Below are 22,866 nucleotides of genomic sequence, written 5' to 3'. Positions count from 1 at the left end.
GCACATCCATGGGACTTCTCGACGACAAGATCGTCCTCGTCAACGGCGGCAGTCAGGGCGTCGGTGCCGCCATCGCCCGGGCCGCCGTCCGTGAGGGGGCGGTCGTGGCCGTCTCCGGGCGACGGGCGGAGCCCGGTGAGGCGCTGGTGGCGGAGCTGGAGGCGGCCGGCGGCAAGGCGCTGTTCGTGCGCGCCGACCTCGCCGACGCCGAGCAGGCCAAGGCCTCCGTCACCCGGGTCGTCGAGGCGTACGGCCGGGTCGACTGCCTGGTGAACTCCGCCGGGCTCACCTCCCGGGGCACGCTCCTCGACACCACGCCCGAGCTGTTCGACCAGCACATCGCGATCAACCTCAAGGCACCGTTCTTCGCCATGCAGGCGGCGGTCGCGGACATGGTCGGCCGGAAGGCGCCCGGCACCGTCGTCAACATCATCACGTCCTCCGCGCACGGCGGGCAGCCGTTCCTGGCGCCCTACGTCGCCGCGAAGGCCGGCCTGATCGGTCTCACCCGCAACGCGGCGCACGCCCACCGCTGGGACCGGGTCCGGATCAACGGCCTGAACATCGGCTGGACGGCGACCGAGGGCGAGGACGCCACCCAGAAGGCCTTCCACGGCGCCGGCGACGACTGGCGTGAGGAGGCCGCGGCCAAGCTGCCCATGGGCAAGCTCGGCCAGCCCGACGAGATCGCCGACTTCGTGGTCCTGCTGCTGTCCGACCGGTCGGGCGTGGTGACCGGATCGGTGATCGACTGGGACCAGAACGTCCTCGGCGGCCTCGACTGACCTCTCCCCGTCCGGTCTCTCGCATCGCCGTCCCCTCGCACAAACCGCTCGCACGTACCGCTTCCTAGGAGCTGCACCCCCATGCGCATCGGAATCCTCGGCCTCGGCCGCATCGGCGCCTTCCACGCCGAGACTCTCTCCGGACTCGACGCGGTCGAGTCACTCGTCCTCACCGACCCCTACGCGGAGGCCGCCAAGTCCGCCGCGGAGCGCTTCGGCGGCGAGGTCGTGGACTCGCCCGAGGCCCTGCTGGCCGCCGGCGTGGACGGCATCGTCGTCGCGGCGGCCACGGACGCCCACCCCGGGCTCATCCTCGCCGGCGTCGAGGCCGGCATCCCCGTCTTCTGCGAGAAGCCCGTCGCCAAGCACATGAGCGACGGCGTGGCCGTCCTCAAGGCGGTGCAGGGCAGTGACGTACCGATCCAGATCGGCTACAACCGCCGCTTCGACACCGGTTTCGTCAACGCCCGGGCCGCCGTGCAGAGCGGCGAACTCGGCAAGCTGCACACCGTGCGCTCGACCACCCTGGACCCGGCCCCGCCGCCGGCCGCCTACATCGCCGGCTCCGGGGGCATCTTCCGGGACTGCTCGGTGCACGACTTCGACATCATCCGCTGGGTGACCGGCCGCGAGGTCGTCGAGGTGTACGCCGTCGGCGGCAACCGGGGCGCCGACTACATCAAGGAGGCGGGCGACGCCGACACCACCGGCGCGATCCTCACCCTGGATGACGGCACCATCGCGGTGGTCTCCAACTCCCGCCACAACGCCCGGGGTTACGACGTCCGCATGGAGATCCACGGCTTCACGGACTCCATCGCCGTCGGCCTGGAGGACAAGCTCCCGCTGCGCTCGGTCGAGCCCGGTGTGACCTTCCCGGCGGGCACCCCGCACGACTTCTTCATGGACCGTTTCACCGCGGCCTACCGTGCCGAACTCACCGCGTTCACCGAGGTCGTGGCCGGCAACCGGCCCTCGCCGTGCACCATCGCGGACGCCCTGGAGGCGGGCTGGATCGCCGAGGCGTGCACGCTGTCCCTGCACGAGCACCGCCCGGTGACGATCGCCGAGGTCCGCTCCGCCTGAGTCCGCCGTGTGTCCCGGGCGCCCGTGCCCGGGACACCGACCGGTGAACGCCGAGCCCGCGACGCCCGTTTACGGTCACGTGATCTCTCCGTACGACCATGAGAGTTCTCCACGTCCGACCGACCCAGGAGTCACGAGCATGCAGGAGTTACGCACCAGCACGGGCCCCCAGGCCGTGGCCGTCGTAGGCGCGGGACCGAGCGGCCTGGCGGTCGCCCGCGAACTGGAGCGTGCCGGGCACCGGGTGACCGTTCTGGAGGAGCGGGACACGGTGGCCGGGAAGTGCCAGAGCGTGCACGTCGACGGGCACGCCTACGACCTCGGCGGCCACATCTGCACCAACAGATACGAACGCTTGGCGCGCCTGCTGAACGAACTGGACGTGGAGACGGAGCGCACCAGCCGCTACCGCGTCCTGGATTCCGCGGGACGTGCCCTCCGCCAGTCGATGGCGTTCCTGCGCGACGGCGGACTCGAGCGCTACCGGGCCCTGCGGGAGCGGGAGTTCCCCCGCATCGGCGAACCCGGGCTCGCCCACTCCGCGCGGGCGCTCGCCGCTCCTGTCGCCGACTGGCTCGCCGAGCACGGACTCCGGTCCATGGCCGAGTCCTTCGGCACCGGGTACACGGCGGCCGGGTACGGCCATCTCGACGACGACATACCGGCGCTGTACTTCGTCAAGTACGCGGAGATGACGGGACTGTTGGACTCCGGGCCCGAACTGCTCGGCCATCCGGGCGACTTCACCGTCGTGGGCGGGTTCGCCACACTGTGGCGCCGGGTCGCCGAGGAGCTGAAGGACGTGCGGTGCGGGGTGCGGGTGACGTCCGTGGAGCGCCGCGAGGACGGGGTGCGGGTGCACACCGACTCGGGTCCGGTCGAGGCGGACGCCGTGGTGCTCGCGGTCGCACCGGACCGGATCCTCCCGGTCCTGGACGCCACCGACGAGGAGCGCGACCTGGCCGCGCGGATCCGCAGCAACGCCTACCACACCACCCTCGCCGCCGCGTCCGGCCTCGCGGAGGACGCCTTCTACTTCCTCGCCGCCCACACCACTAGCCGGGAGACGGCCGGCCACTGTGTCTCGTACCACCACCGCTATCCGGGCAGCGATGTGCGGACCTTCTACTCCTACGGCCGTCCCGACGGCGTCATCCCGATGCTCCGGGAGGACGTCACGGCCCTCGGCGGGCGGCTGGAGGAGGTGCATCTGCGGCGTGAGTGGGCGTTCATGCCGCACTTCGGCAGCGCCGACCTCAGGGACGGCGCGCTGGACCGGCTCGACGCGCTGCAAGGGCGTCACCGCACCTACTACGTCGGCGGGCTGCCCGCGTTCGAGCTCGTCGAGTGCGCCGTGGCCCACGCCCAGGACCTGGCGCGCCGCCACTTCCCGGCCGCAGGGACCGGCGAGCCGTCGACCGGGACGTAGTACCTATCCCTCCCGCAGCGCGGCGAGCTCGCGGCGGGTGCTCAACTCCTTCTCGGTCTGGCCGAGTTGGCCGAGCACGTCGGCAAGGCAGTCCAGCGCCGCGGGCAACGCGCTCGCGCCGTGCGGTTTGACCCACGCCCAGGACCTGGCGCGCCGCCACTTCCCGGCCGCGGGGACCGGCGAGCCGTCGACCAGGACGTAGTACCTATCTCTCCCGCAGCGCGGCGAGCTCGCGGCGGGTGCTCAACTCCTTCTCGCTCTGGCCGAGTTGGCCGAGCACGTCGGCAAGGCAGTCCAGCGCCGCGGGCAACGCGCTCGCGCCGTGCGGTTTGCGGGCCTCGGCCACCGCTTCCACGGCGCGGGCGCGGGCCTCGGCCGGGTCACCGACGGCGCTGTGGCAGCGGGCCAGGTCGATCAGGAGCCGGGCGCGCAGGGGCAGGACGATCTCGGGGACGGCCCACGCGAGGGGGCCCCGCAGCGCCTCCCGGGCCTCGGGGCCCACGCCCAGCGCGTCCGTGTACCGGCCCAAGGCCCGGAGTACTGCGACCAGTTCGGCGAGCACCTGTGGCCGTACCAGCTCGACGTGCGCCAGCTCCCGGAGTGACATGGCGGCCAGGAGCGCGGCACACTCCTCGTAGACGGCCACGGACTCCTCGATGCGGCCGACCGCGGCGAGCAGCATCCCGTACGTGCGCAGAGCACCGGGGAGACTGCCGAGCGACCGGTCCCTTCGCTCGAGCGCGCTCAAGTCGCGGTACGCCCGCACGCATGCGTGTGCCACCGACACGGCCTCCTCGGCCCGGCCCAGGCCCGCGAGGGCCTGCGCCCGCACATCGCCGACGAAGGCGGTCAGCGCCGGGGACGCCTGATCCGGCACGGCTGCCGTCGCCGTGCACGCCTCCTCGTACCGAGCCGACAGCAGCAACGCGTGAGCACGCAGCGCCAGGGCACGGCTCAGCCCTTCCGCGTCGGCCGTCGCGCCGTAGACGGCGACCGCCTCCTCGGCCCAGGCGAGCCGCCGCGCCGGCGACGGCGACCGCAGCCCCGCCCAGGAGGGCGTGACGCAGTACGACAGCGCGGCCCCCAACAGCGGTCCGCCCTTCTCCGGCGCCCACTTGGCCGCCGCGCGCGGCAACGGCAGAAGTATCCGTACGAGTCCCATGCACACCCCCTCGCCGCCCCGCCGAGGACAGCCGCGCCATGGTCGCACAGGGGGTCACACCGAGGCCGCGATTCACCGAGTACGTAGCGAACTCGGGGGAAATTCACCGAACCCGCCCCGCAGAGCACGAAGTCACCCGTACAGCGCGGCTCGCTCCACCGTGACCGCCGTGATCTCGTGCCCGAGGAGCCGGCGGGTCGCGTCGGCTTCGTAGGACACGGAGTCGCTGATCAGCATGGAGCTGCTGAAAAAGGGCGGGCTCGCGGCGTTGCGGTGCGCGACGCCCAGGGTGGCCCGCTCGGCCATGGTCCTCCCCTCAGGCGCCGCAGGACCTCAGGAACTTCCGGGTGCGCACCGCGATCGGCAGCGGCTTGTCCGGCTCGCACGGGTACATGTCCTGCTCGACGATGGCGAACAGCTCCACGCCGAGTTTCTGCGCGGCCACCAGTACCGGCTCCAACTCCGGTACACCGGAAGGGGGTTCGCACATCACCCCACGCTGGACGGCCGGGCCGAACGGCACCTCGTTCCGCACGACGTCCGCGAGGACCGCCGGGTCGACCTGCTTGAGGTGCAGATAGCCGATGCGCTCGCCGTACGTCTCGATGAGCTTGACGCTGTCCCCACCGCAGTAGGCGTAGTGGCCGGTGTCCAGGCAGAGGTTGACGAGCTCGGAGTCCGTCGAGTCCAGGAAGTGCTCGACGTGGTCCTCGGTGTCGAGGTGGGTGTCGGCGTGCGGGTGGACGACGATGTCGAGCCCGTACGCCTCCTTCACCTCGTGGCCGAGCCGCTCCATGCCCTTGGTGAGGTGGGCCCACTGCTCGTGGGTCAGCTCCGGCGGCTCCAGGATCTCGGCGGTCTTGTCGTCCCGCCAGAAGGACGGGATGACGACGAGGTGCCGGGCGCCCATCGCCTGGGTGAGCGCGGCGACCTGGCTGACGTGCTCCCAGGTCGACTCCCAGACCGAGGGGCCGCGGTGCAGCCCGGTGAAGACCGTGCCCGCCGAGACCTTGAGGTCACGCCGCGCGACCTCGTCGGTCAGGCGGGCCGGGTCGGTCGGGAGATAGCCGTACGGCCCCAGCTCGATCCAGGAGTAGCCCGCCTCGGCGACCTCGTCCAGGAAGCGTTCCCACGGCACCTGGACCGGGTCGTCCGGGAACCACACGCCCCAGGAGTCCGGGGCCGAGCCGACGCGGATACGGTCGAGTGAGGCCGCCATCTCAGGACTTCCCCTCGCCGGTGGTGGCCGCGGTGAGGTCCTCCTCCTCGGGGAGGGCTTCGGTGTCGACGCCGCGGACCTGGGACAACTCGTGCTTGAGCGCGGCGAGTTCGGCGCCGCCGGCCATGTGGTTGGTGAGTTCTTCCAGGGTGATCTGCTCGCGGGCGGCGGACAGTTCCATGGTGCCCAGGCGCAGCACGCTGAAGTGGTCGCCGACCATGTAGGCGTGGTGCGGGTTGTGGGTGATGAAGATGACCCCGAGACCCCGGTCGCGCGCCGCGGCCACGTACTTGAGGACCACGCCGGACTGCTTGACGCCGAGGGCCGCGGTGGGCTCGTCCAGGATCAGGACGCGGGCGCCGAAGTAGACGGCGCGGGCGATGGCCACACACTGGCGCTGGCCGCCGGACAGGGTGCCGATGGGCTGTTCGAGGTCGTCGAGGACGATGCCCATCTCGCGCAGCTCGTGGTCGGCGGTCTGCTTCATCTTCTCGATGTCCAGGCGCCGCAGCGGCCAGCGGCCCTTGGTCATCTCGGAGCCGAGGAAGAAGTTGCGCCACACCGGCATCAGCGGGACCACGGCCAGGTCCTGGTAGACGGTGGCGATGCCCTTGTCGAGCGCCTCACGCGGGGTGGTGAAGCGGACCGGGGTGCCGTCGACGAGGAACTCGCCTTCGGTGTGCTGGTGCAGTCCGGAGATGATTTTGATCAGGGTGGACTTGCCGGCGCCGTTGTCACCCAGCACGCAGGTGACCTGGCTGGGGCGCACCTTGAGGCTCACCCCGTGCAGGGCGCGGATGTTGCCGTAGGACTTGCCGGCGCCGCGCAGCTCCACGATCACCCCGTCCGCGGCGGCGGGTTCGGGGGTGTCGGCGAGGATCGCGCCGTGCGTGCCTGATTGTTCAGTGCTCATGAGTGGGGTTACCTCCGGGTCGCAGTGCGGCTGACCCACAGATTGATCATGACGGCGCCCAGCAGCATCACGCCGAGGAAGGCCTTGAACCAGTCCGGGTTCCAGTTGGCGTAGACGATGCCCTGCTGGACCATGCCGAACATGAACGCCCCGAACACCGGCCCGATCGCGCTGCCGGCGCCGCCGGTCAGGAGACAGCCGCCGATCACCGCGGCGGAGATGTAGATCAGTTCCTGGCCGACGCCCTCGCCGGACTGCACGGTGTTGAAGGAGAACAGGTTGTGCATGCCGACGAACCAGGCGGCGAAGCCGACCAGCATGAACAGGCTGATCTTCGTGAAGTTGACCGGGACACCCACGGCACGGGCGGAGTCCTTGTTGCCGCCCACCGCGAAGATCCAGTTGCCGTACCGGGTGCGCAGCAGCACCCAGGTCGCCAGGGCGGCGAAGACGAGCCAGTAGACGATCGTGATCTTGATCTGGACGCCGCCGACTTCGAAGGAACTGGCGAAGACCTTCTTGGCCTGGTCGAAGCCGTCCATGTTCGAGATGTCGTCGGTGGCGACGTTGCCGGTCACCATCTTGGTGACGGCGAGGTTGACACCCTGAAGGATCAAGAACGTGCCCAGCGTGATCAGGAAGCTGGGCAGACCGGTCCTGACGACCAGCCAGCCGTTGAGGAAACCGATCGCCAGCGACACCAGCAGGGCGACGAAGATGCCCGCCCACACGTTCAGCGTCAGCTGGAAGGCGAACATCGACGCGGTCAGCGCCGAGGTGATCACCGCGACACCGGCGGACAGGTCGAACTCCCCGCCGATCATCAACAGCGCCACGGGCAACGCCATGATGCCGATCGTCGACGACTGATACAGGATGTTCGCCATCGAACTGCCGTCGCGCACCGGCGGGGCAGCGATCAGGAAGAACACCCACACCGCCACCGCGCCCAGGAACACACCCACATCAGGGCGCGCCAGCAGGCGCAGGGCGAGCGGTCGTTCCGCGGTCCGGCCGTCCTTGGCATTGCTGGGGCCGGGGGCCGGCGGTGTGGTCACCGCCGGCTCGGCATGCTGGGTCATACCCATCACCTGGTGCCCTTCGCGGCGAACGCGGCCACCGCGTCGACGTTGGACTTGTCGACGAAGGCCGGGCCGGTCAGCACCGGCTGCTCGCCACCGCCCATGTAGTTGCCGTTGTTCTTGTAGAGCCACAGCGAGTCGATGGCGAGGTAGCCCTGGAGGTAGGGCTGCTGGTCGACGGCGAACTCGATGGTGCCCTTACTGATGGCGCCCGTCAGGTCCTTGTTGAGGTCGAACGTGGCGATCTTGGCCTTGCTGCCCGCGTCGGACGCCGACTGCACCGCGGTCAGCGCGAAGGGCGCACCGAGCGTGACGACGTAGTCGATGGACTTGTCCTGCGTGAGCTTGGCGGTGATCGTCGACTTCACGGACGGCATGTCGGTGCCGTTGACGTTCAGCGTCTGCAGCTTGCCGGTGAAGGTCTTCTTCACACCGTCGCAGCGCTGGGTCAGGCCGATGTTGCCCTGCTCCTGGATGACACAGACGGCGCTCTTGGCGCCGGCCTCGTTCAGCCGCTTGCCGAGTGCCTCGCCGGCCACGGACTCGTCCTGGCCGAAGAACTCCATCAGGCCGAGCTTCTGCCAGTCGCTGACACCGGAGTTGAGGCCGACGACGGGTATGTTCGCCGCCTTCGCCTTGGCGACGACGTCCTTGAGGGCGTCCGGCTTGGCGAGGGTGATCGCGATGCCGTCGACCTTCTGGTCGATGGCGTTCTGGACCAGGTTGGCCTGGTTGGCCGCGCTCGGGTCGGCCGAGTAGACCAGCTTGACGTTGTCCTTGGCGGCGGCGGCCTGGGCGCCCTTGCGGACGATGTCCCAGAAGGTGTCACCGGGCGACTGGTGAGTGACCAGCGCGATGGTCATCCGGGGAGTGGTGGCCTTGCCCGCGGAAGCGCCGTCCGCGCTCTCCTCGGACTTCTTGCCGCCGGAGCTGCTGGAGCAGCCGGCGAGCGTGAGGGCCGCGGCCGCAGCCAGGGCCACGGCGGGAGCGAATCTCCGCGAACGGGAGAGAGAAGAGCGGTCCATCTTTCCTTGCACCTCACTGTGCGACGGGGAGAACGTCGGGAAAGGGGGCGGGATCCAGGGCCCGGGACCTCGGGAGTTCCGGGCCGATTGCCGCGACATCACGGCAGTTGCGTTGGGACGGAATCCAATCCCCGAGCACGCCCGCTGTCAATACTTTGTTAAGACATCATTTCACAAGCAGGTCCGAATGTAAGTACAAACTATTGACAGCGTCGCCCTTCGAGTCCTACACCTGGGGAAGCAGCGGGCCCGTAGGGCCCCCGCATCCCCAGGTCGGATCGAGGAGCGTCGCGCATGGTCGAACCAGTCCAGCAGTTCGACGTGATCAGTATGGGCCGTATCGGAGTTGATCTCTACCCGCAGCAGTCGGGGGTGCCTCTCGCACAGGTCCGGTCCTTCGGCAAGTTCCTCGGCGGGTCGGCCGCCAACATCGCCGTCGCCGCGGCCCGGCTCGGCCGCTCCACCGCGGTCATCACCCGTACCGGAGCCGACCCTTTCGGCAGGTATCTGCACCAGACCCTCACCGAGCTCGGCGTCGACAACCGCTGGGTGACGCCCGTGGCGGCCTACCCGACCCCGGTCACCTTCTGCGAGATCTTCCCGCCGGACGACTTCCCGCTGTACTTCTACCGCCACCCCAAGGCCCCCGACCTGGAGATACACACCGACGAGCTCGACTACTTCGCCATCCGCGCCGCCCGGATCTTCTGGATCACCGGCACCGGTCTGAGCGAGGAGCCGAGCCGCTCGGCCACCCTCGCCGCCCTCAAGTGCCGTGACAAGGCGGGCACCACGGTCTTCGACCTCGACTGGCGGCCCACGCTCTGGAACGGCTCGGCCCGGGCGAACCCCGACGAAGCCCGGCCCTACTACGCCGAAGCACTGCGGCACGCGACGGTCGCGGTCGGCAACCTCGACGAGTGCGAGATCGCCACCGGGCTCCGCGAACCCCGGGCGTGCGCCGAGGCCCTGCTGGCGGCGGGCGTGGAGCTCGCCGTGGTGAAGCAGGGCCCGAAGGGCGTCCTCGCCATGCACCGGGACGGCACCACCGCCGAGGTCCCGCCGGTCCCGGTGGAGGTGGTCAACGGTCTCGGCGCGGGCGACGCGTTCGGCGGCGCGCTGTGCCACGGGCTGCTGTCCGGCTGGGAACTGGAGAGGACCGTCCGGTACGCCAACGCGGCCGGCGCGCATGTCGCCGCCCGCCTCGCCTGCTCCTCCGCGATGCCGACGCAGGCGGAGGTCGACGGTCTCCTGAACGGCGTCGCGCCGTGACCCCCCGTGCCGCCGACGCGTTCACCAGCGACACCCGGCCCGATCGGCCGGCCACCCCCCACCCCCCTCTCTACACCGCACCGGAGAAGCCCTGATGAGCAGCACCACCCGCCTGACCGTCGCCCAAGCCCTGGTGCGGTTCCTCTCCGTCCAGTACACGGTGCGGGACGGCGTACGGCACCGGCTGATCGCCGGGACCTGGGGCATCTTCGGCCACGGCAACGTGGCGGGCATCGGGCAGGCCCTCCTGGAGGCCGGCGAGGACGCGATGCCCTTCCACCAGGGCCGCAACGAGCAGGCGATGGTCCACGCGGCCGTCGGCCACGCCCGCCAGCTCAACCGCCTGTCGGCCCAGGCGGTCACCACGTCCATCGGCCCGGGCGCCACCAACCTGGTCACCGGGGCGGCCCTGGCCACGATCAACCGCCTCCCGGTCCTGCTCCTGCCCGGCGACTACTTCGCCACCCGCGCCGCCGACCCGCTCCTCCAGCAGCTGGAGCACCCCACCGAGGCGGACCTGTCGGTGAACGACACCCTGCGCCCGGTCTCCCGCTTCTTCGACCGGATCCACCGCCCCGAGGCCCTGATCCCCTCCGCGCTCCAGGCCATGCGCGTCCTCGCCGACCCGGCCGAGACCGGCGCGGTCACCCTCGCCCTCCCCCAGGACGTGCAGGCGGAGGCGTACGACTGGCCCGAGGAGTTCTTCGCCGAACGGGTGTGGCGGGTACGGCGGCCCGCGCCCGACCCGTTGGAGCTGGCGGAGGCGGTACAGGCGATCCGGGGAGCCGCGCGCCCGCTGATCGTGGCGGGCGGCGGGGTCCACCACAGCGAGGCCGAGGAGGCCCTGAAGGCACTGGTGGACGCCACCGGCATCCCGGTCGCCTCCACCCAGGCGGGCAAGGGCTCCCTGCGCCACGACCACCCGGCCGACGTCGGCGGCATCGGCCACACCGGCACGGCGGTCGCCGACGACCTCGCGCGCACCGCGGACCTGGTCATCGGCGTCGGCACCCGCTACTCCGACTTCACCACCGCGTCCGGCACCCTCTTCCAGAACCCGGACGTGCGCTTCCTCAACCTCAACATCACCGCCTTCGACGCCCACAAGCTGGCCGCGCGGACGGTCGTGTGCGATGCGCGGGCGGGTCTGGAGGCGCTCGCCTCGGCACTGGCGGACCACCGCGTGGACACGGCCTACGAGGCCGAGTACGGCGTCGGCAAGGAGCGCTGGGACGGGGTGGTGGACCGGGCCTACCGCGCCGCCGACGAGAACGCCGTACCCACCCAGACCCAGCTGCTCGGCGCGCTGGACGCGGTCGTGGGCGACGAGGACGTGGTGATCAACGCGGCGGGCTCGCTCCCCGGCGACCTGCACAAGCTGTGGCGGGCCCGCAGCCCGCGCCAGTACCACCTGGAGTACGGCTACTCCTGCATGGGCTACGAGATCCCGGCGGCGATCGGCGTCCAGCAGGCGACCCCCGACACCCCGGTGTGGGCGCTGGTCGGCGACGGCACCTACCTGATGATGCCGACGGAGCTGGTCACCGCGGTCCAGGAGGGCCTGCCGATCAACCTGGTCCTCATCCAGAACCACGGCTACGCCTCCATCGGCGGCCTGTCGGAGTCGGTGGGCGGCGAGCGTTTCGGCACGGCGTACCGCCACCGTGACCCTGCCGACGGTTCCTACACGGGCGCTCCGCTCCCGGTCGACCTGGCCGCCAACGCGGCGAGCCTCGGCATGGACGTCCTGCGCGCCAAGACCGTACGGGAGCTGCGGGAGGCCCTGGCCACGGCCCGCGCCTCGGACCGCCCGACCTGTGTCTACGTCGAGACGGACACCGCGACCCCGACCGCGCCCCCTGCTCAGGCATGGTGGGACGTGCCGGTGGCGCAGACGGCGTCGCGCGAGGCCGCCGTGGGGGCGAGGGCCGAGTACGACCGCCAGGCCGCCGCCCGCCGCACCCACCTGTGACGGCACGAGTCCCCGAGGGAGGACGTTCCATGGCGAAGCCCGGCGACATGTCACGCGCCGCGACCACCCCCGCGCTCAACTGCCTGGACTTCGCCCTGGACCGGGGCAGTCCGGTGCCGCTGTACTACCAGCTGGCCCGGCAGCTGGAGGAGGCGATCGAGCACGGCGTGCTCGCCCCGGGAAACCTCCTGGGCAACGAGATCGACCTCTCGATCCGCCTCGGCCTGTCCCGCCCGACCGTCCGCCAGGCCATCCAGACCCTGGTGGAGAAGGGGCTGCTGGTCCGTCGCCGCGGGGTGGGCACCCAGGTGGTGCACAGCCAGGTCAAGCGCCCCCTGGAGCTCAGCAGCCTCTACGACGACCTGGAGGCGGCCGGGCAGGGTCCGGCCACCCGGGTCGTGCGCAACGAGACGGTGCCGGCGACCGCCGACGTGGCTGCCGCGCTGTCCCTACCGGAGGGCAGCCCGGTCACGCTGCTGGAGCGGCTGCGCCTGACCCACGGCCAGCCGGTCGCCGTCCTCTGCAACCACCTCCCCACCGACCTCCTTGACCTCGACAGCGACCGCCTGGAGTCCACCGGCCTCTACCGCATGCTGCGCACCGCCGGCATCACCCTGCACAGCGCCCGCCAGACCATCGGGGCCCGCTCCGCCACCGCCGAGGAGGCCGCCCGCCTCGACGAACAGGAGGGCGCGGCGGTTCTGACCATGCAGCGCACGGCCTACGACGACACCGGCCGCCCGGTCGAGTACGGCAGCCACATCTACCGGGCGTCGCGGTACGCGTTCGACTTCCAGCTGCTGGTGAGGCCCTGAGCGGCTCGACGCGGCGGCCGAAAGGCACCTGGCACGCACCGAGCCTGTTCCGTCGACCGTCCTCATCGACCCGAAGGAGACAGCGCGAACGCCGTCTCGACCAGTGCCACGTGGCTGAAGGCCTGGGGCGTGTTGCCCAGTTGGCGGTCGGTGTCCGGGTCCCACTGCTCCGAGAGGAGCCCGACGTCGTTGCCGGCGGCGAGGACCCGCTCGAAGACCTCGCGCGCCTGCCGAGGGCGACCGGTGGCGGCAAGGGCATGGGCGTACCAGAGGGAGCAGGCCAGGAAGGCGCCCTCCGGGCCGGGCATGCCGTCCACGTCGTGGACGCCGGAGCCGTTCGTGGCGTATCGCCGCAGGAACCCGCCGTAGCCGAGCCCCCGCATGGCGCGGACGGTGCCGCGGATCCGCTCGTCAGTGTCCGGCAGGAAGCCGAGCCGGGGTATGAGCAGGGCCGAGGCGTCCAGGGTGGACGATCCGTAGGACTGGACGAAGGATTGCCGGGAACCGTCCCAGCCTTCGCGGCAGACCTCTCGGTGCACCTCGTCGCGCATGGTCCGCCACTCGGCCGAGGACCCGTTGCGGCCCAGGAGTTCCCCCATCCGCAGGGCGCGGTCGGCTGCCACCCAGGCCATCACCTTGGAGTGCACGAACTGCCGTCGTGGTCCCCGCACCTGCCACAACCCCTGATCCGGCTCGCGCCAGTTGCGGCTCAGGAAGCTCATCAACGCCTCGACCAGAGACCAGACATGCCCCGGCATGGGAATACCTGCCCGCAGCGACAGCCAGAGCGTGTCCAGCACCTCGCCGTACACGTCGAGTTGGAACTGACCCGTCGCCGAGCTGCCGAACCGGACCGGCCGGGACCCCTCGTAGCCGGCCAGCCAGGGCGCCTCCGTCTCCGGCAGCAACCGCTGCCCTCGCACGCCGTACACGGTCTGCAGATCGGCCGGGTCCCCGGCGACGGCCCGCACGAGCCAGTCCAGCCAGGCCGTGGCCTCGGCCCGGTAACCGCTGCGCAGCAGGCAGGAGAGCGTGAGGGTGGAGTCCCTCAGCCAGCAGAACCGGTGGTCCCAGTTGCGCTCACCGCCGATACGGCCGGGCAACGAGGTGGTGGGCGCGGCGACGACGCCTCCGGTGGGCGCGTAGGTGAGCGCCTTGAGAGTGATCAGGGACCGCACGACGGCGTCCCGCCACGGCCCTTCGTAGCGGCACTGGGAGGCCCAGCTCCGCCAGTAGGCGATGGTCTCCTTGAGCACCGTCTCGACGGGGACGGACAGGGGCGCCGACGGGTTCGGCTGATGCGAGGGGGTCCACACCAGGGTGAACGACAGCCGGTGTCCGGCCGGGACGGTGACCTCCCAGTCGATGGTGCTGGTGCGCCGGATCACTCGTACCGGCCCGTCCGCGCCGAGCCAGACGGCGTCCGGCCCGGCGACCGCCACCGTGCAGGCGCCGACGTCCCTGACCCACGGGACGACCCGGCCCTGGTGGAACCTGGGCCGCAGTTCGCTGCGCACGGTCACGGCACCCGAGATCCCCTCGACCACGCGCACGAGGCTGGGATACCGGGTCCGGGGCGGCATGAAGTCGGTGACCCGTACCGTCCCCGTCGGCGTCTCCCACAGGGTGTCCAGCACCAGCGTGCCGGGCCGGTACGCGCGCCGCGTACAGCGGCCGCCGGTGACGGGGGCGATCCGCCAGAACCCGTTGTCCTCGGTGCCCAGGAGGGCGGCGAGACAGGCCGGCGAGTCGAAGCGGGGCAGGCACAGCCAGTCGACGGAGCCGTTCCTGGCAACCATGGCGGCGGTCTCCAGGTCGCCGAGGAGAGCGTAGTCCTCGATGCGTGCGTTCATGACCGGAGACGTGTCCTCTCTCCCCCCTCGTCCCGTTGGGCCCGGCGCAGCAGCGGCTCCCACCAGGAGCGGTGGGTCCGGTACCAGTCGACGGTCTCCATGAGGCCGGTGGCCAGGTCCTGGTGCGGTGCGAAGCCGAGTTCGTTCCGGATCTTGCTGAAATCGACCGAGCAGCGCCGGTCGTGGAGCATGTGTTCGGCCCGGAACTCGACGGACCCCCAGTCGGCGCCGCACGTGTGCAGCAGCAGTCCGGTCAGGTCCCGGACGGACCGTTCGTTGCCGGCCCCGATGTTGTAGACCTCGCCGGGGCGGCCGAGGGTGCGGACGAGTTCGATGCCGCGGACGTGGTCGTCGACGTGGATCCAGTCACGGACGTCGTGCCCGCCGCCGTGCAGAAGCACCGGCCTGTCCTCCAGCAGCAGGCTGATGAACAGCGGGACGAGTCGCCCGGGGAACTGCCGGGGGCCGTAGGTGGTCGAACCCCTGGCCACCCGGACGTCGAGACCGTGGGTGCGGTGCCAGGCCAGCGCGATCAGGTCCGACGCGGCCTTGGCGGCGGCGCGGGGGGTGTTGGGCCGCAAGGAGGCGGTCTCCGACCAGGATCCGGCACGGATCGAGCCGTACACCTCGTCGGAGGAGACGTGGACGAACCTCTTCGGCGCGTGCCGCAGGGCGGCTTCGACCAGAGTGTGGGTGCCGAGCACGTCGGTGCGCACGAGGGTTTCGGTTCCCCGTCCGGTCCGCTCGGCATGGTCCTCCGCCGCGAAGTGCACGACCTGGTCGTGTGCCGCGAGCAGTTCGTCGACGAGGTCCCGGTCGCAGATGTCGCCCGGGACGAGAGCCAAGCGGTCCGTGCGACGGATGTCGTCGAGGGCGGCCGGGCTGCCGGCGTGCGTGAGCTTGTCCAGGACGGTCACCTCGGTGTCCGACGGGCCGTTCGGACCGCACAGCGTGCGGACGTAGTGCGAGCCGATGAAGCCGGCTCCTCCGGTGACCAGGATGCGGGTGATCGTCATGACGGGATCTGCGCCTTGTCGTCTTCGTGCGCGGTCACGGACTGTCGGCCCGTAGGTGTCGAAGACCGGCGGCTCGCCGGTGCCAGGGGGTGGCGAGCCCCGTACTCGTCCAGGGGCACCCGCTCTCGCCGCGGGTCGGCGGGGCCTCGCCCGGATGCGATCCCGGCGATCCGCCCTCCGCCTGAAGGGACCACGCTCATGGTTCTCCCACCCGTCCGCTGTCAGCCTGCCCGGGCCTGCCGGGGGCGCACAGAGTCCAGCCGGCCGCGCGCCACGCCTTCACGTCGAGGGTGTGGCGGGCGTCGACGATCACCGGGGTGCGCACCACCGAGGCCAGGGCGGCCCGGTCGAGTTCCCGGTACTGGGGCCACTCGGTGAGGTGCAGCACCACGTCGGCGTGGTCGCATGTCTTGGTCACGTCCGGTGCGAACTGCAGGGCCGGATGGGCGACGCGGGCGTTGTCGGCCGCCTCGGGGTCATGGACGCAGACCTGGGCGCCCCGGGCCTCGGCGACGGCGAGCGCGGGCGGGTCCCGGACGTCGTCGCTGCCGGGCTTGAACGCCGCCCCCAGGACAGCGACCTGGCGATCCCGGACCGACCCGCCGGCCGGGCGCTCGGCGAGCTCGACCGTCCGGAACCCCGGTATCTCCACCGTGTGCACGCCGGCGGCCCGGGCCCTGTCCCAGAGGCCGCCGCCGGGCACCCCGGCGATCCAGACCTCGTACCGGGCGGGATCCATGCCCAGGGCCGACAGCAGTGTGTTGCCGCCGGCCCCGGCCTGGAGGCGGGTGATGACGTGGAGGACCTTGATGCGGGTGAGCGTCGGCGGGGGCGGCAGCTCCGCCGCCGACGTCACGTTCGGGGGCGTCTTCGGCCAGTCGGCTCGGCCGACCGGACGTCCCGAACCGGGAACCAGTGTCCCGTGGCGCATCATCCATCACCGCCGGATTGCAGATACCGTATATTTACGGCGTATACGTACATGGTCTCCCATCGGGCGATCCCGGTCAATCCGGGCGAGGATGTCAGTCAGGGACGAGCCCCGAGGACCGGGACGTCGGTGGACGAGGTGGTGGAGGAGCACACATGGTCCTGGCCGAACTCGACATGATCAGGCCGCTGTTGGTGTGTCCGTGCTGCCGTGCGGACCTGCGGGCCGACCCGGGTGGGCTGCGCTGCACCGCGCCGGACTGCGTCTACCACGCGTCCCCGGGTTTTCCTGATGCGGCGGGCTGGCCGGTGCTCGTCGACTTCGCACACAGCGTGGTCGACCGGGAGGCGCTCGACTCCCCCGCGTCGTCCCCGGACGTCCGCCGGGGCGCCGACGCGCTGCCCGCCCCCCTGCGACGCATCGTCAAACCGCCCAACCTGGTCGCCGCCCGCAACATCGACCTGTTGCTGCGCGCCCTGCCGGGCCCGGCGCCGACGCTGCTGGTCGTGGGCGGGGCGACGGTCGGGCACGGGGTGGGCGCGGTCTACCGGGACGCGCGCGTCCGGGTGATCGGGTTCGACATCGTCACCAGTCCCGCGACCCAGTTCGTCGCCGACGCCCACCGGATCCCCCTGCGAACGGCCGGCGTCGACGCGGTGCTGGTGCAGGCCGTGCTGGAGCATGTGCTGGACCCCGTGCAGGTGGTCGCCGAGATCCACCGGGTCCTGAAGGACGATGGGCTGGTCTACGCGGAGACACCGTTCCTGCAACAGGTCCATGCGGGCGCCCACGACTTCACGCGCTACACCGCGAGCGGCCACCGCTACCTGTTCCGGCGATTCGAGGAGATCGCCGCCGGTGCCGTCTCCGGGCCCGGCACCCAGTTGCTGTGGAGCGTCGACCACCTGGTGCGGGGCCTGACCCGCAACGCCCTCGCGGGCCGCGCGACACGGGCGGCCCTGCGCTGGCTGCGCGCCCTCGACCGCCTCGTACCGCCGGACTTCGCTCAGGACGACGCGTCGGCACTGTACTTCCTGGGGCGCAAAAGGGACCGGGAGATGACAGAGGCGGAGATCATCGCGTACTACCGGGGGGCGCAGGTGTCCTCGTGACACCTGACACGGCTCCGTCCGGCGGCATCGCCCGCAGCATCGCCGCGAGGCCGGTATGGATGCCCGTGGCCGGGTGGTGGGCGAAGGCGCTTTGGGCCAGGCTGATGTCGGCCGCCGTGCGGCGGAACGTATATTTACGATGTATACGTACACCCGGCGCCCGGTTCTGCGTAGAGTCAACACAAGCGGAACGACGGCACGTACCGACCGACTGGAGGCGAGGCATGGCCGGTGAGAGGGCCGAGGCACGGAGCGGGGGCGCCCGGGCGGCGTCCGGCCCGGCACGCAGGGCCGGTGACCGCGGCCGCTACGGCCGACTGAGCCGGGAGCGGGTGCTGGCCAGCGCCCTGGACCTGGTCGACCGGGAGGGGCTGTCAGCGCTGAGCATGCGGCGGCTCGGCGCGGAGCTCGGCGTGGAAGCGATGGCGCTCTACCGCTACGCGGCGAGCAAGGACGCCCTGCTGGACGGTCTGGTGGAGGCCCTCTACCTCGAACTGGGGGAGCGACTGGCCGTGGGGGCCGGACACGCGGACGAGAGCCCGGCCCCCGGGTGGCGCGCCGAGCTCCATCGCGTCGCACGCGCGACGTACGACGTCTGTCTCGACCACCCTCAGGCGGTGCCGCTGCTGGCCACGCGCATGCTGGCGGTGCCGTTGGCCCGTCGTCCGCTCGCGGTGCTCAAGGACCACGAGCGGGTGTTGGCGCTGCTGCGGGAGTCCGGGTTGGAGGACGACCGTCTGGCCATGGCTTTCCGGGCCTTCACCGCTTGGCTGCTCGGCTATGTGTCCGTGGAACTGCGTCCGATGGTCGACAACCCCGACGAGGCGGAGCCGGCGTTCCGCCTGGGCCTGCATCGGATGCCGCCGCAGGAACTGCCCGTTCTTCGGGACATCGCCCCCGCGCTCGCCGAGCGCGGGGGGCCTGAAGGGCTGGCAGCGGGGCTGGACGCGTTCCTCGACCGGCTCGGCCGAGGAACGCGGTAGCCCCGTCCGTCCACCGGAGCGGCGCGAGGTCCGACGGGGTACGTCGACCGGGCGGACGCGGCGACGACACGCTGGCTCAGTGCACCGAGTCCAGGAGCGCCCGCTGCTCCCCCGTGAGCTCCAGCTCCAGCGCCGCCAGGTTCTCCTCCAGCTGGGCCACCGACGACACCCCGGCCAGCGGAATGACGGGCAGGTCGCTGCCGAGCTGCCAGGCCAGGACCACCTGGTTGACCGTGGCGCCCGTTTCCTTCGCGACCTCGGCGAGGGCCCGCAGGCGGGGCGGGGTGCCGGGGTGGTCGAAGTCCGCGGGGAGGCGGTCCGGGTGGGTGTAGGCGCCCTTCAGGAGGGGTGAGTACGCGACCAGGGTGAGGGCGGGCTCCGCGCGCAGGTAGCTCAGCAGGTCCGCGCCCGCGTGGCCGAGGCTGCCGTCGGGGAACAGGGGCTCCGGGACGTCGAGGCGGGGGCGCAAGTGGCTGTGGGCGTACTGGAGGACCTCGTAGGCGGGCAGCCCTGCCGCCGCCGCCAGGGCACGGGCCCGCTCCACCCGCCACACGGCGTGGTTGCTCACGCCCAGCAGGCCCACCGTGCCCTCGGCGACCAGTTCGGCGAACCCCTCCACCGTCTCCTGGAGGGGGACCTTGTGGTCCTCTATGTGCGCGTAGAGGAGATCCAGCTTGGACACGCCCAGGCGTTCCCGGCTGCGTTCCGCGGACTCGCGGATCACCTTGGCCGACAGGCCCTCCGCGTTGTCGACGTAGCTCGCGCCGGGTGCCAGGGGGCGGGCACCGAGCTTCGTGGCGATGACGATCTCGTCGCCGACGCCACGGCTGCGCCGCCACCGGCCGAGCAGTTCCTCGCTCTGGCCGCCCTGGCCGCCGTCCTCCCAGAAGGCGTAGTTGTCGGAGGTGTCGATGAAATTGCCGCCGGCTTCGACATAGCGGTCGAGGACGGCGAAGGAGGTCTCCTCGTCGGTCCGTGAGCCGAACAGCATCGCGCCGAGCGCGAGGACGCTGACCTCGCGGCGGGTCGCCGGGGCGGTGCCGATCGTGCGGTATCGCATGGTGGATTCCTCCCGTGTGTGTCCCGAGGCCGGGTACACACGGGAGTCTTCATGCTGGAGCGCACTTCAAGTCAAGGACCTGCGCGGTCACTTGGCGAACGGCCCTTCCAGCGCCGCCCACTGGAGCAGCATGATGGTCTTGGCGTCGGCGATCTCCCCGGTACGGATCATCTCCAGGGTCCTGCGGAAAGGCAGTTCGAGGATCTCGATGTCCTCGCCCTCCTCGTCCAGGCCGCCGCCTTCGTGGGTACGGGTCGAGGAGGCGTACTCGGCGGCGTAGAAACTCACGCGCTCGGTGACCGAACCCGGGCTCATGTAGACGTCGAAGACGTGGCGGACCTCGCCGATGGTGTGCCCGGTCTCCTCGACGACCTCGCGCCGTACGGCGATCTCGGGGTGCTCGTCCTCGTCGTCGAGCAGACCGCCCGGGGTCTCGATCAGCAGCCCGTCGGGGTGCCCGTTGACATAGACCGGGAAGCGGAACTGGCGGGTGAGCAGGACGGTTTCGCGTTCCGTGTCGTACAGCAGCATGGTGGCGCCGTTGCCGCGGTCGTGGGTCTCGCGCTGCTGGGTGCTCCAGGTCCCGTCGGCGCGCTGGATGTCGAAGGTCGTGGCCCGCTCGACGTACCAGTGGCTGGACAGCAGTTTCACCTCCCGGACCCTCACACGCGGGTTGCCGGTCAGATCCAGGCCGGTGCGGTCGAGTCCGGTGCGGCCCCTGCGGTCGGGGGTGTCGGCGCCCTCGGTCATCGGACACCCGCCGGACGGGAGGAGAAGCGGGAGAAGTGCGAGTTGGTCATGACCGCTTCTACCATTCCGGGGCGGGCCGCGTCGCGTACGGCACCCCTTCCGCGACGGGCCTCGCGCTGCTTAGCGTGCTCCCATGGATCATCCGCCCCAGCCGTCCGTGCGGCACTTCGACCACTGCCCCTGGCTCTTCGCCGGCCAGGCGACCGAGGACCAGCGCGCCGCGCAGCGGCAGGTGCAGCGGGCGATCGGCGGCGACACCGGGATCGGTGAGCGGTGTTACGTCGCCGAGTCCGCGGCGGTGTTCCCGGACCGGCTGCGGCTCGGCGACGACTCGTACATCGCCGCGCACGCCTATGTCACCGGCGAACTGACCATCGGCTCGGACTGCACCCTCAATCCGTTCACCACGGTGCGCGGGACCGTCGTGCTCGGTGCCGGCGTCCGCGTCGGCGCCCACACGTCGCTGCTCGGCTTCAACCACTCCATGGCTCCCGACCGGCCCGTGTTCCGACAACCGCTGACCAGTCGGGGCATCCGCGTAGGGGACGACGTCTGGATCGGCTCGAACGTGATCGTCGTGGACGGCGTGACCATCGGCGATCACTGTGTGATCGGGGCGGGCGCGGTGGTCACACGGGATCTGCCGGCGTGGTCGGTGGCCGCGGGGAACCCGGCGCGGGTGCTGCGGGATCGACGGGAGGCGCGGGTGGCGGCCGTGGATGCGGGGGCGGTGGTCTCAGGGCTAGGGCCGGACGACGACCGTACCGCTGCGACCCGCCCGACGATCGACCCCGGGAGCACTCCCGGGACCGTAGCCGAGAACGATCCGGGCCGGATGACGGAGGACCCGGAGACAGCGCCGACCGCCGTGGCGTCAGGGCTACGGCCGGACGGCGACCGTACCGCTGCGACCCGCCCGACGATCAACCCCGGGAGCACTCCCGGGACCGTAGCCGAGAACGATCCGGGGCGGGCGGCGGAGGACGCGGAAGCAGCGGCGACCGCGGTGGCGTCAGGGGTACGGCCGGACGGCGACCGAACGGCTGCGACCCGCCCGACGATCAACCCCGGGAGCACTCCCGGGACCGTAGCCGAGAACGATCCGGGCCGGGCGACGGAGGACGCGGAGGCAGCGGCGACCGCCGTGGCGTCAGGGCTACGGCCGGACGGCGACCGTACGCCTGCGAGCGCCCCCGGGATCCGTGCCGGCAGCCTGGCCGGCTTCACCGGCACCGCGCGGGCTCAGGCCGGTGAGCTTCTCGACCGTTGCTGGGACGGTGAGCGGTACGTCGACCGGCCCGGTGCCGCGCCGACCGTGCGGGCGCACTGCGATGCAGTGGAGATCGCCGATCTGCTGCTCGGCGCCGTACCGGAGCACTTGTCCGCCGAGGAGCACATCGAGCGACTGAGCGGGCTGCAGGATCCGAAGAGTGGTCTCGTCCCGGAGTTCGGTGAACCGCTCCCCGTGACGGATGCCGACGGTTTCATCGGGGAGGGTGCGGCGCTCTATCACGTGCTGTGCGTGGGGTATGCCCTCGATCTCCTGGGGCCCGGTCTCCCTCATCCGGTGCGCGGCGTCCGGGACATGACGACACATCAACTCGCCGCACGGCTGCAGTCGTTGCCGTGGCGTACGGGGGCGTGGGGCGCCGGCGCCCGGGTCGACAGCCTTGCGACGGCGGCCCATTGGAACCTGCGGCACGGCGACGACGCGGACGGGACGGCGGAGTCGCTGTTCGGCTGGCTGCTGACCAGGGTCGATCCATGGACGGGGATGTGGGGCAGCCCTACGGCCGAGGAGGGCCGGCTCCAGGTGGTGAACGGCTACTACCGGCTCACTCGGGGATCGTTCGCGCAGTTCGGGCTGCCGGTGCCGTATCCGGAACGGGTCGTGGACACGGTCCTGGACCACGCGCGCGACACCCGGCATTTCGGTCCCGGGAGGGAGAACGCCTGCAATGTGCTCGACGTCGCCCATCCCCTGTGGCTGTGCGGCCGGCAGTTCGGCCGTACCGCTGACGGCTACCGCTCCGGCGAGATCCGCGACTGGGCCGAACGACAACTGGCCACGGTCCTGCCGCGCTGGCGGGACGGCCAGGGCTTCGGCTTCGGCCCGGGAGCCGCGGGACCCGGACCCGAGCCCGGCCTCCAGGGCACGGAGATGTGGCTGGCCATCGTCTGGTACCTCGCCGATCTGCTGGGCCGCTCCGACGAACTCGGCTACCGCCCCCGCGGCATCCACCGCCCCGAACCGGCCCGCCACGGCATCGGGGGTCTGAGGTGAGTCGCCCGGGTGTCACTCGGCACGCGTCGGTCGTGCGGCGCGGGCGGCGGTCCCGGACGGCGTACCAGCCCGCCCGGGCAAGCCTCCCGCGACGACTGCCCGCGGACCGCACTCAGC

19 protein-coding genes and 1 pseudogene are annotated in these 22,866 nt (G+C 71.4%); 9 read left to right on the top strand and 11 right to left on the bottom strand.

Annotation, left to right across the window (positions count from 1 at the left end):
* The first annotated feature begins 8 nt into the window (after positions 1 to 8).
* From ABZT06_RS01410 to ABZT06_RS01400, 3 genes are all read left to right on the top strand, one after another.
* Positions 9 to 785, top strand: coding sequence for an SDR family oxidoreductase (locus ABZT06_RS01410; RefSeq protein WP_355733083.1), 777 nt, complete (start codon positions 9 to 11; stop codon positions 783 to 785).
* An 81-nt stretch (positions 786 to 866) separates the two neighbouring features.
* Positions 867 to 1,871 (top strand): Gfo/Idh/MocA family oxidoreductase, encoded by a 1,005-nt coding sequence (locus ABZT06_RS01405; protein ID WP_355733081.1) that lies wholly within the window; start codon positions 867 to 869, stop codon positions 1,869 to 1,871.
* Between the two features lie 139 nt (positions 1,872 to 2,010).
* On the top strand, positions 2,011 to 3,300 hold the full coding sequence (locus tag ABZT06_RS01400; protein WP_355733078.1) for an FAD-dependent oxidoreductase: 1,290 nt from the start codon (positions 2,011 to 2,013) through the stop codon (positions 3,298 to 3,300).
* Between the two features lie 205 nt (positions 3,301 to 3,505).
* Here the strand turns inward: ABZT06_RS01400 and ABZT06_RS01395 are convergent, their stop codons facing one another.
* The 6 genes and pseudogenes from ABZT06_RS01395 to ABZT06_RS01370 all read right to left on the bottom strand — a co-directional run bounded on the left by ABZT06_RS01395 (position 3,506) and on the right by ABZT06_RS01370 (position 8,701).
* Positions 3,506 to 4,462 carry a hypothetical protein gene (locus tag ABZT06_RS01395; protein ID WP_355733075.1) on the bottom strand — a complete coding sequence of 319 codons (957 nt, stop codon included), beginning with the start codon at positions 4,460 to 4,462 and terminating at the stop codon, positions 3,506 to 3,508.
* A 156-nt stretch (positions 4,463 to 4,618) separates the two neighbouring features.
* A pseudogene (locus ABZT06_RS01390) lies at positions 4,619 to 4,738 on the bottom strand (inositol 2-dehydrogenase); the annotation flags it as partial.
* Between the two features lie 40 nt (positions 4,739 to 4,778).
* The gene (locus ABZT06_RS01385) at positions 4,779 to 5,681 is read right to left on the bottom strand and encodes a sugar phosphate isomerase/epimerase (protein ID WP_355733072.1); all 903 of its coding nucleotides are present in this window, start codon (positions 5,679 to 5,681) and stop codon (positions 4,779 to 4,781) included.
* 1 nt (position 5,682) lies between these two features.
* On the bottom strand, positions 5,683 to 6,594 hold the full coding sequence (locus ABZT06_RS01380; protein ID WP_355733069.1) for an ATP-binding cassette domain-containing protein: 912 nt from the start codon (positions 6,592 to 6,594) through the stop codon (positions 5,683 to 5,685).
* Positions 6,595 to 6,602: 8 nt separating this feature from the next.
* Positions 6,603 to 7,682, bottom strand: coding sequence for an ABC transporter permease (locus ABZT06_RS01375; protein WP_355733066.1), 1,080 nt, complete (start codon positions 7,680 to 7,682; stop codon positions 6,603 to 6,605).
* On the bottom strand, positions 7,682 to 8,701 hold the full coding sequence (locus ABZT06_RS01370) for a sugar ABC transporter substrate-binding protein (RefSeq protein ID WP_355733064.1): 1,020 nt from the start codon (positions 8,699 to 8,701) through the stop codon (positions 7,682 to 7,684). The genes ABZT06_RS01375 and ABZT06_RS01370 overlap by 1 nt, the downstream gene beginning before the upstream one ends.
* A gap of 294 nt (positions 8,702 to 8,995) precedes the next feature.
* On the opposite strand from ABZT06_RS01370, the gene iolC reads away from it, so the two are divergent.
* From iolC to ABZT06_RS01355, 3 genes are all read left to right on the top strand, one after another.
* A complete protein-coding gene (iolC, locus tag ABZT06_RS01365) occupies positions 8,996 to 9,973 on the top strand; it encodes a 5-dehydro-2-deoxygluconokinase (protein ID WP_355733062.1) in 978 nt (325 codons plus the stop codon).
* 94 nt (positions 9,974 to 10,067) lie between these two features.
* Positions 10,068 to 11,945 carry a 3D-(3,5/4)-trihydroxycyclohexane-1,2-dione acylhydrolase (decyclizing) gene (iolD, locus tag ABZT06_RS01360; RefSeq protein ID WP_355733059.1) on the top strand — a complete coding sequence of 626 codons (1,878 nt, stop codon included), beginning with the start codon at positions 10,068 to 10,070 and terminating at the stop codon, positions 11,943 to 11,945.
* A 29-nt stretch (positions 11,946 to 11,974) separates the two neighbouring features.
* Positions 11,975 to 12,760, top strand: a complete 786-nt coding sequence (locus tag ABZT06_RS01355) for a GntR family transcriptional regulator (protein ID WP_355733056.1) — start codon at positions 11,975 to 11,977, stop codon at positions 12,758 to 12,760.
* Positions 12,761 to 12,822: 62 nt separating this feature from the next.
* Here ABZT06_RS01355 and ABZT06_RS01350 read toward each other — a convergent pair whose 3' ends face one another.
* The 3 genes from ABZT06_RS01350 to ABZT06_RS01340 form a co-directional block, all read right to left on the bottom strand.
* A complete protein-coding gene (locus ABZT06_RS01350; protein ID WP_355733053.1) occupies positions 12,823 to 14,613 on the bottom strand; it encodes a glycoside hydrolase family 15 protein in 1,791 nt (596 codons plus the stop codon).
* Positions 14,610 to 15,629: a dTDP-glucose 4,6-dehydratase gene (locus ABZT06_RS01345; RefSeq protein ID WP_355733051.1), complete on the bottom strand. Its 1,020-nt coding sequence runs from the start codon at positions 15,627 to 15,629 to the stop codon at positions 14,610 to 14,612. Before ABZT06_RS01345 ends, ABZT06_RS01350 begins: the two co-directional genes overlap by 4 nt.
* Positions 15,630 to 15,825: 196 nt before the next feature.
* Positions 15,826 to 16,485, bottom strand: a complete 660-nt coding sequence (locus tag ABZT06_RS01340; RefSeq protein WP_355733048.1) for a UDP binding domain-containing protein — start codon at positions 16,483 to 16,485, stop codon at positions 15,826 to 15,828.
* Between the two features lie 230 nt (positions 16,486 to 16,715).
* Between ABZT06_RS01340 and ABZT06_RS01335 the strand changes: the two genes are divergently transcribed.
* The gene (locus tag ABZT06_RS01335; RefSeq protein WP_355733045.1) at positions 16,716 to 17,672 is read left to right on the top strand and encodes a class I SAM-dependent methyltransferase; all 957 of its coding nucleotides are present in this window, start codon (positions 16,716 to 16,718) and stop codon (positions 17,670 to 17,672) included.
* Positions 17,673 to 17,896: 224 nt separating this feature from the next.
* The gene (locus tag ABZT06_RS01330) at positions 17,897 to 18,655 is read left to right on the top strand and encodes a TetR family transcriptional regulator (RefSeq protein ID WP_355733042.1); all 759 of its coding nucleotides are present in this window, start codon (positions 17,897 to 17,899) and stop codon (positions 18,653 to 18,655) included.
* 76 nt (positions 18,656 to 18,731) lie between these two features.
* Here ABZT06_RS01330 and ABZT06_RS01325 read toward each other — a convergent pair whose 3' ends face one another.
* Together ABZT06_RS01325 and ABZT06_RS01320 are read right to left on the bottom strand one after the other, a co-directional pair.
* The gene (locus ABZT06_RS01325; protein ID WP_355733039.1) at positions 18,732 to 19,715 is read right to left on the bottom strand and encodes an aldo/keto reductase; all 984 of its coding nucleotides are present in this window, start codon (positions 19,713 to 19,715) and stop codon (positions 18,732 to 18,734) included.
* An 87-nt stretch (positions 19,716 to 19,802) separates the two neighbouring features.
* Entirely contained in the window at positions 19,803 to 20,465 is a 663-nt protein-coding gene (locus tag ABZT06_RS01320) for an NUDIX domain-containing protein (RefSeq protein WP_355733036.1), read from the bottom strand.
* 133 nt (positions 20,466 to 20,598) lie between these two features.
* Between ABZT06_RS01320 and ABZT06_RS01315 the strand changes: the two genes are divergently transcribed.
* On the top strand, positions 20,599 to 22,749 hold the full coding sequence (locus ABZT06_RS01315; protein ID WP_355733033.1) for an acyltransferase: 2,151 nt from the start codon (positions 20,599 to 20,601) through the stop codon (positions 22,747 to 22,749).
* The last annotated feature ends 117 nt before the right edge of the window (positions 22,750 to 22,866 follow it).

The organism is Streptomyces sp. NPDC005483 (assembly GCF_040606035.1).
GTDB lineage: Bacteria > Actinomycetota > Actinomycetes > Streptomycetales > Streptomycetaceae > Streptomyces.
The sequence above is the reverse complement of the archived record's forward strand: the minus strand, read 5'-3'. Positions and strand labels throughout refer to the sequence as shown.

Coding starts and splice junctions, on each gene's coding strand:
- ABZT06_RS01410 (WP_355733083.1), top strand. CDS start 9: ATGGGACTTCTCGACGACAAGATCGTCCTCGTCAACGGCGGCAGTCAG.
- iolC (WP_355733062.1), top strand. CDS start 8,996: ATGGTCGAACCAGTCCAGCAGTTCGACGTGATCAGTATGGGCCGTATC.
- ABZT06_RS01350 (WP_355733053.1), bottom strand. CDS start 14,613: ATGAACGCACGCATCGAGGACTACGCTCTCCTCGGCGACCTGGAGACC.
- iolD (WP_355733059.1), top strand. CDS start 10,068: ATGAGCAGCACCACCCGCCTGACCGTCGCCCAAGCCCTGGTGCGGTTC.
- ABZT06_RS01325 (WP_355733039.1), bottom strand. CDS start 19,715: ATGCGATACCGCACGATCGGCACCGCCCCGGCGACCCGCCGCGAGGTC.
- ABZT06_RS01355 (WP_355733056.1), top strand. CDS start 11,975: ATGGCGAAGCCCGGCGACATGTCACGCGCCGCGACCACCCCCGCGCTC.
- ABZT06_RS01335 (WP_355733045.1), top strand. CDS start 16,716: ATGGTCCTGGCCGAACTCGACATGATCAGGCCGCTGTTGGTGTGTCCG.
- ABZT06_RS01345 (WP_355733051.1), bottom strand. CDS start 15,629: ATGACGATCACCCGCATCCTGGTCACCGGAGGAGCCGGCTTCATCGGC.
- ABZT06_RS01400 (WP_355733078.1), top strand. CDS start 2,011: ATGCAGGAGTTACGCACCAGCACGGGCCCCCAGGCCGTGGCCGTCGTA.
- ABZT06_RS01320 (WP_355733036.1), bottom strand. CDS start 20,465: ATGACCGAGGGCGCCGACACCCCCGACCGCAGGGGCCGCACCGGACTC.
- ABZT06_RS01380 (WP_355733069.1), bottom strand. CDS start 6,594: ATGAGCACTGAACAATCAGGCACGCACGGCGCGATCCTCGCCGACACC.
- ABZT06_RS01385 (WP_355733072.1), bottom strand. CDS start 5,681: ATGGCGGCCTCACTCGACCGTATCCGCGTCGGCTCGGCCCCGGACTCC.
- ABZT06_RS01375 (WP_355733066.1), bottom strand. CDS start 7,682: ATGGGTATGACCCAGCATGCCGAGCCGGCGGTGACCACACCGCCGGCC.
- ABZT06_RS01315 (WP_355733033.1), top strand. CDS start 20,599: ATGGATCATCCGCCCCAGCCGTCCGTGCGGCACTTCGACCACTGCCCC.
- ABZT06_RS01330 (WP_355733042.1), top strand. CDS start 17,897: ATGGCCGGTGAGAGGGCCGAGGCACGGAGCGGGGGCGCCCGGGCGGCG.
- ABZT06_RS01395 (WP_355733075.1), bottom strand. CDS start 4,462: ATGGGACTCGTACGGATACTTCTGCCGTTGCCGCGCGCGGCGGCCAAG.
- ABZT06_RS01370 (WP_355733064.1), bottom strand. CDS start 8,701: ATGGACCGCTCTTCTCTCTCCCGTTCGCGGAGATTCGCTCCCGCCGTG.
- ABZT06_RS01405 (WP_355733081.1), top strand. CDS start 867: ATGCGCATCGGAATCCTCGGCCTCGGCCGCATCGGCGCCTTCCACGCC.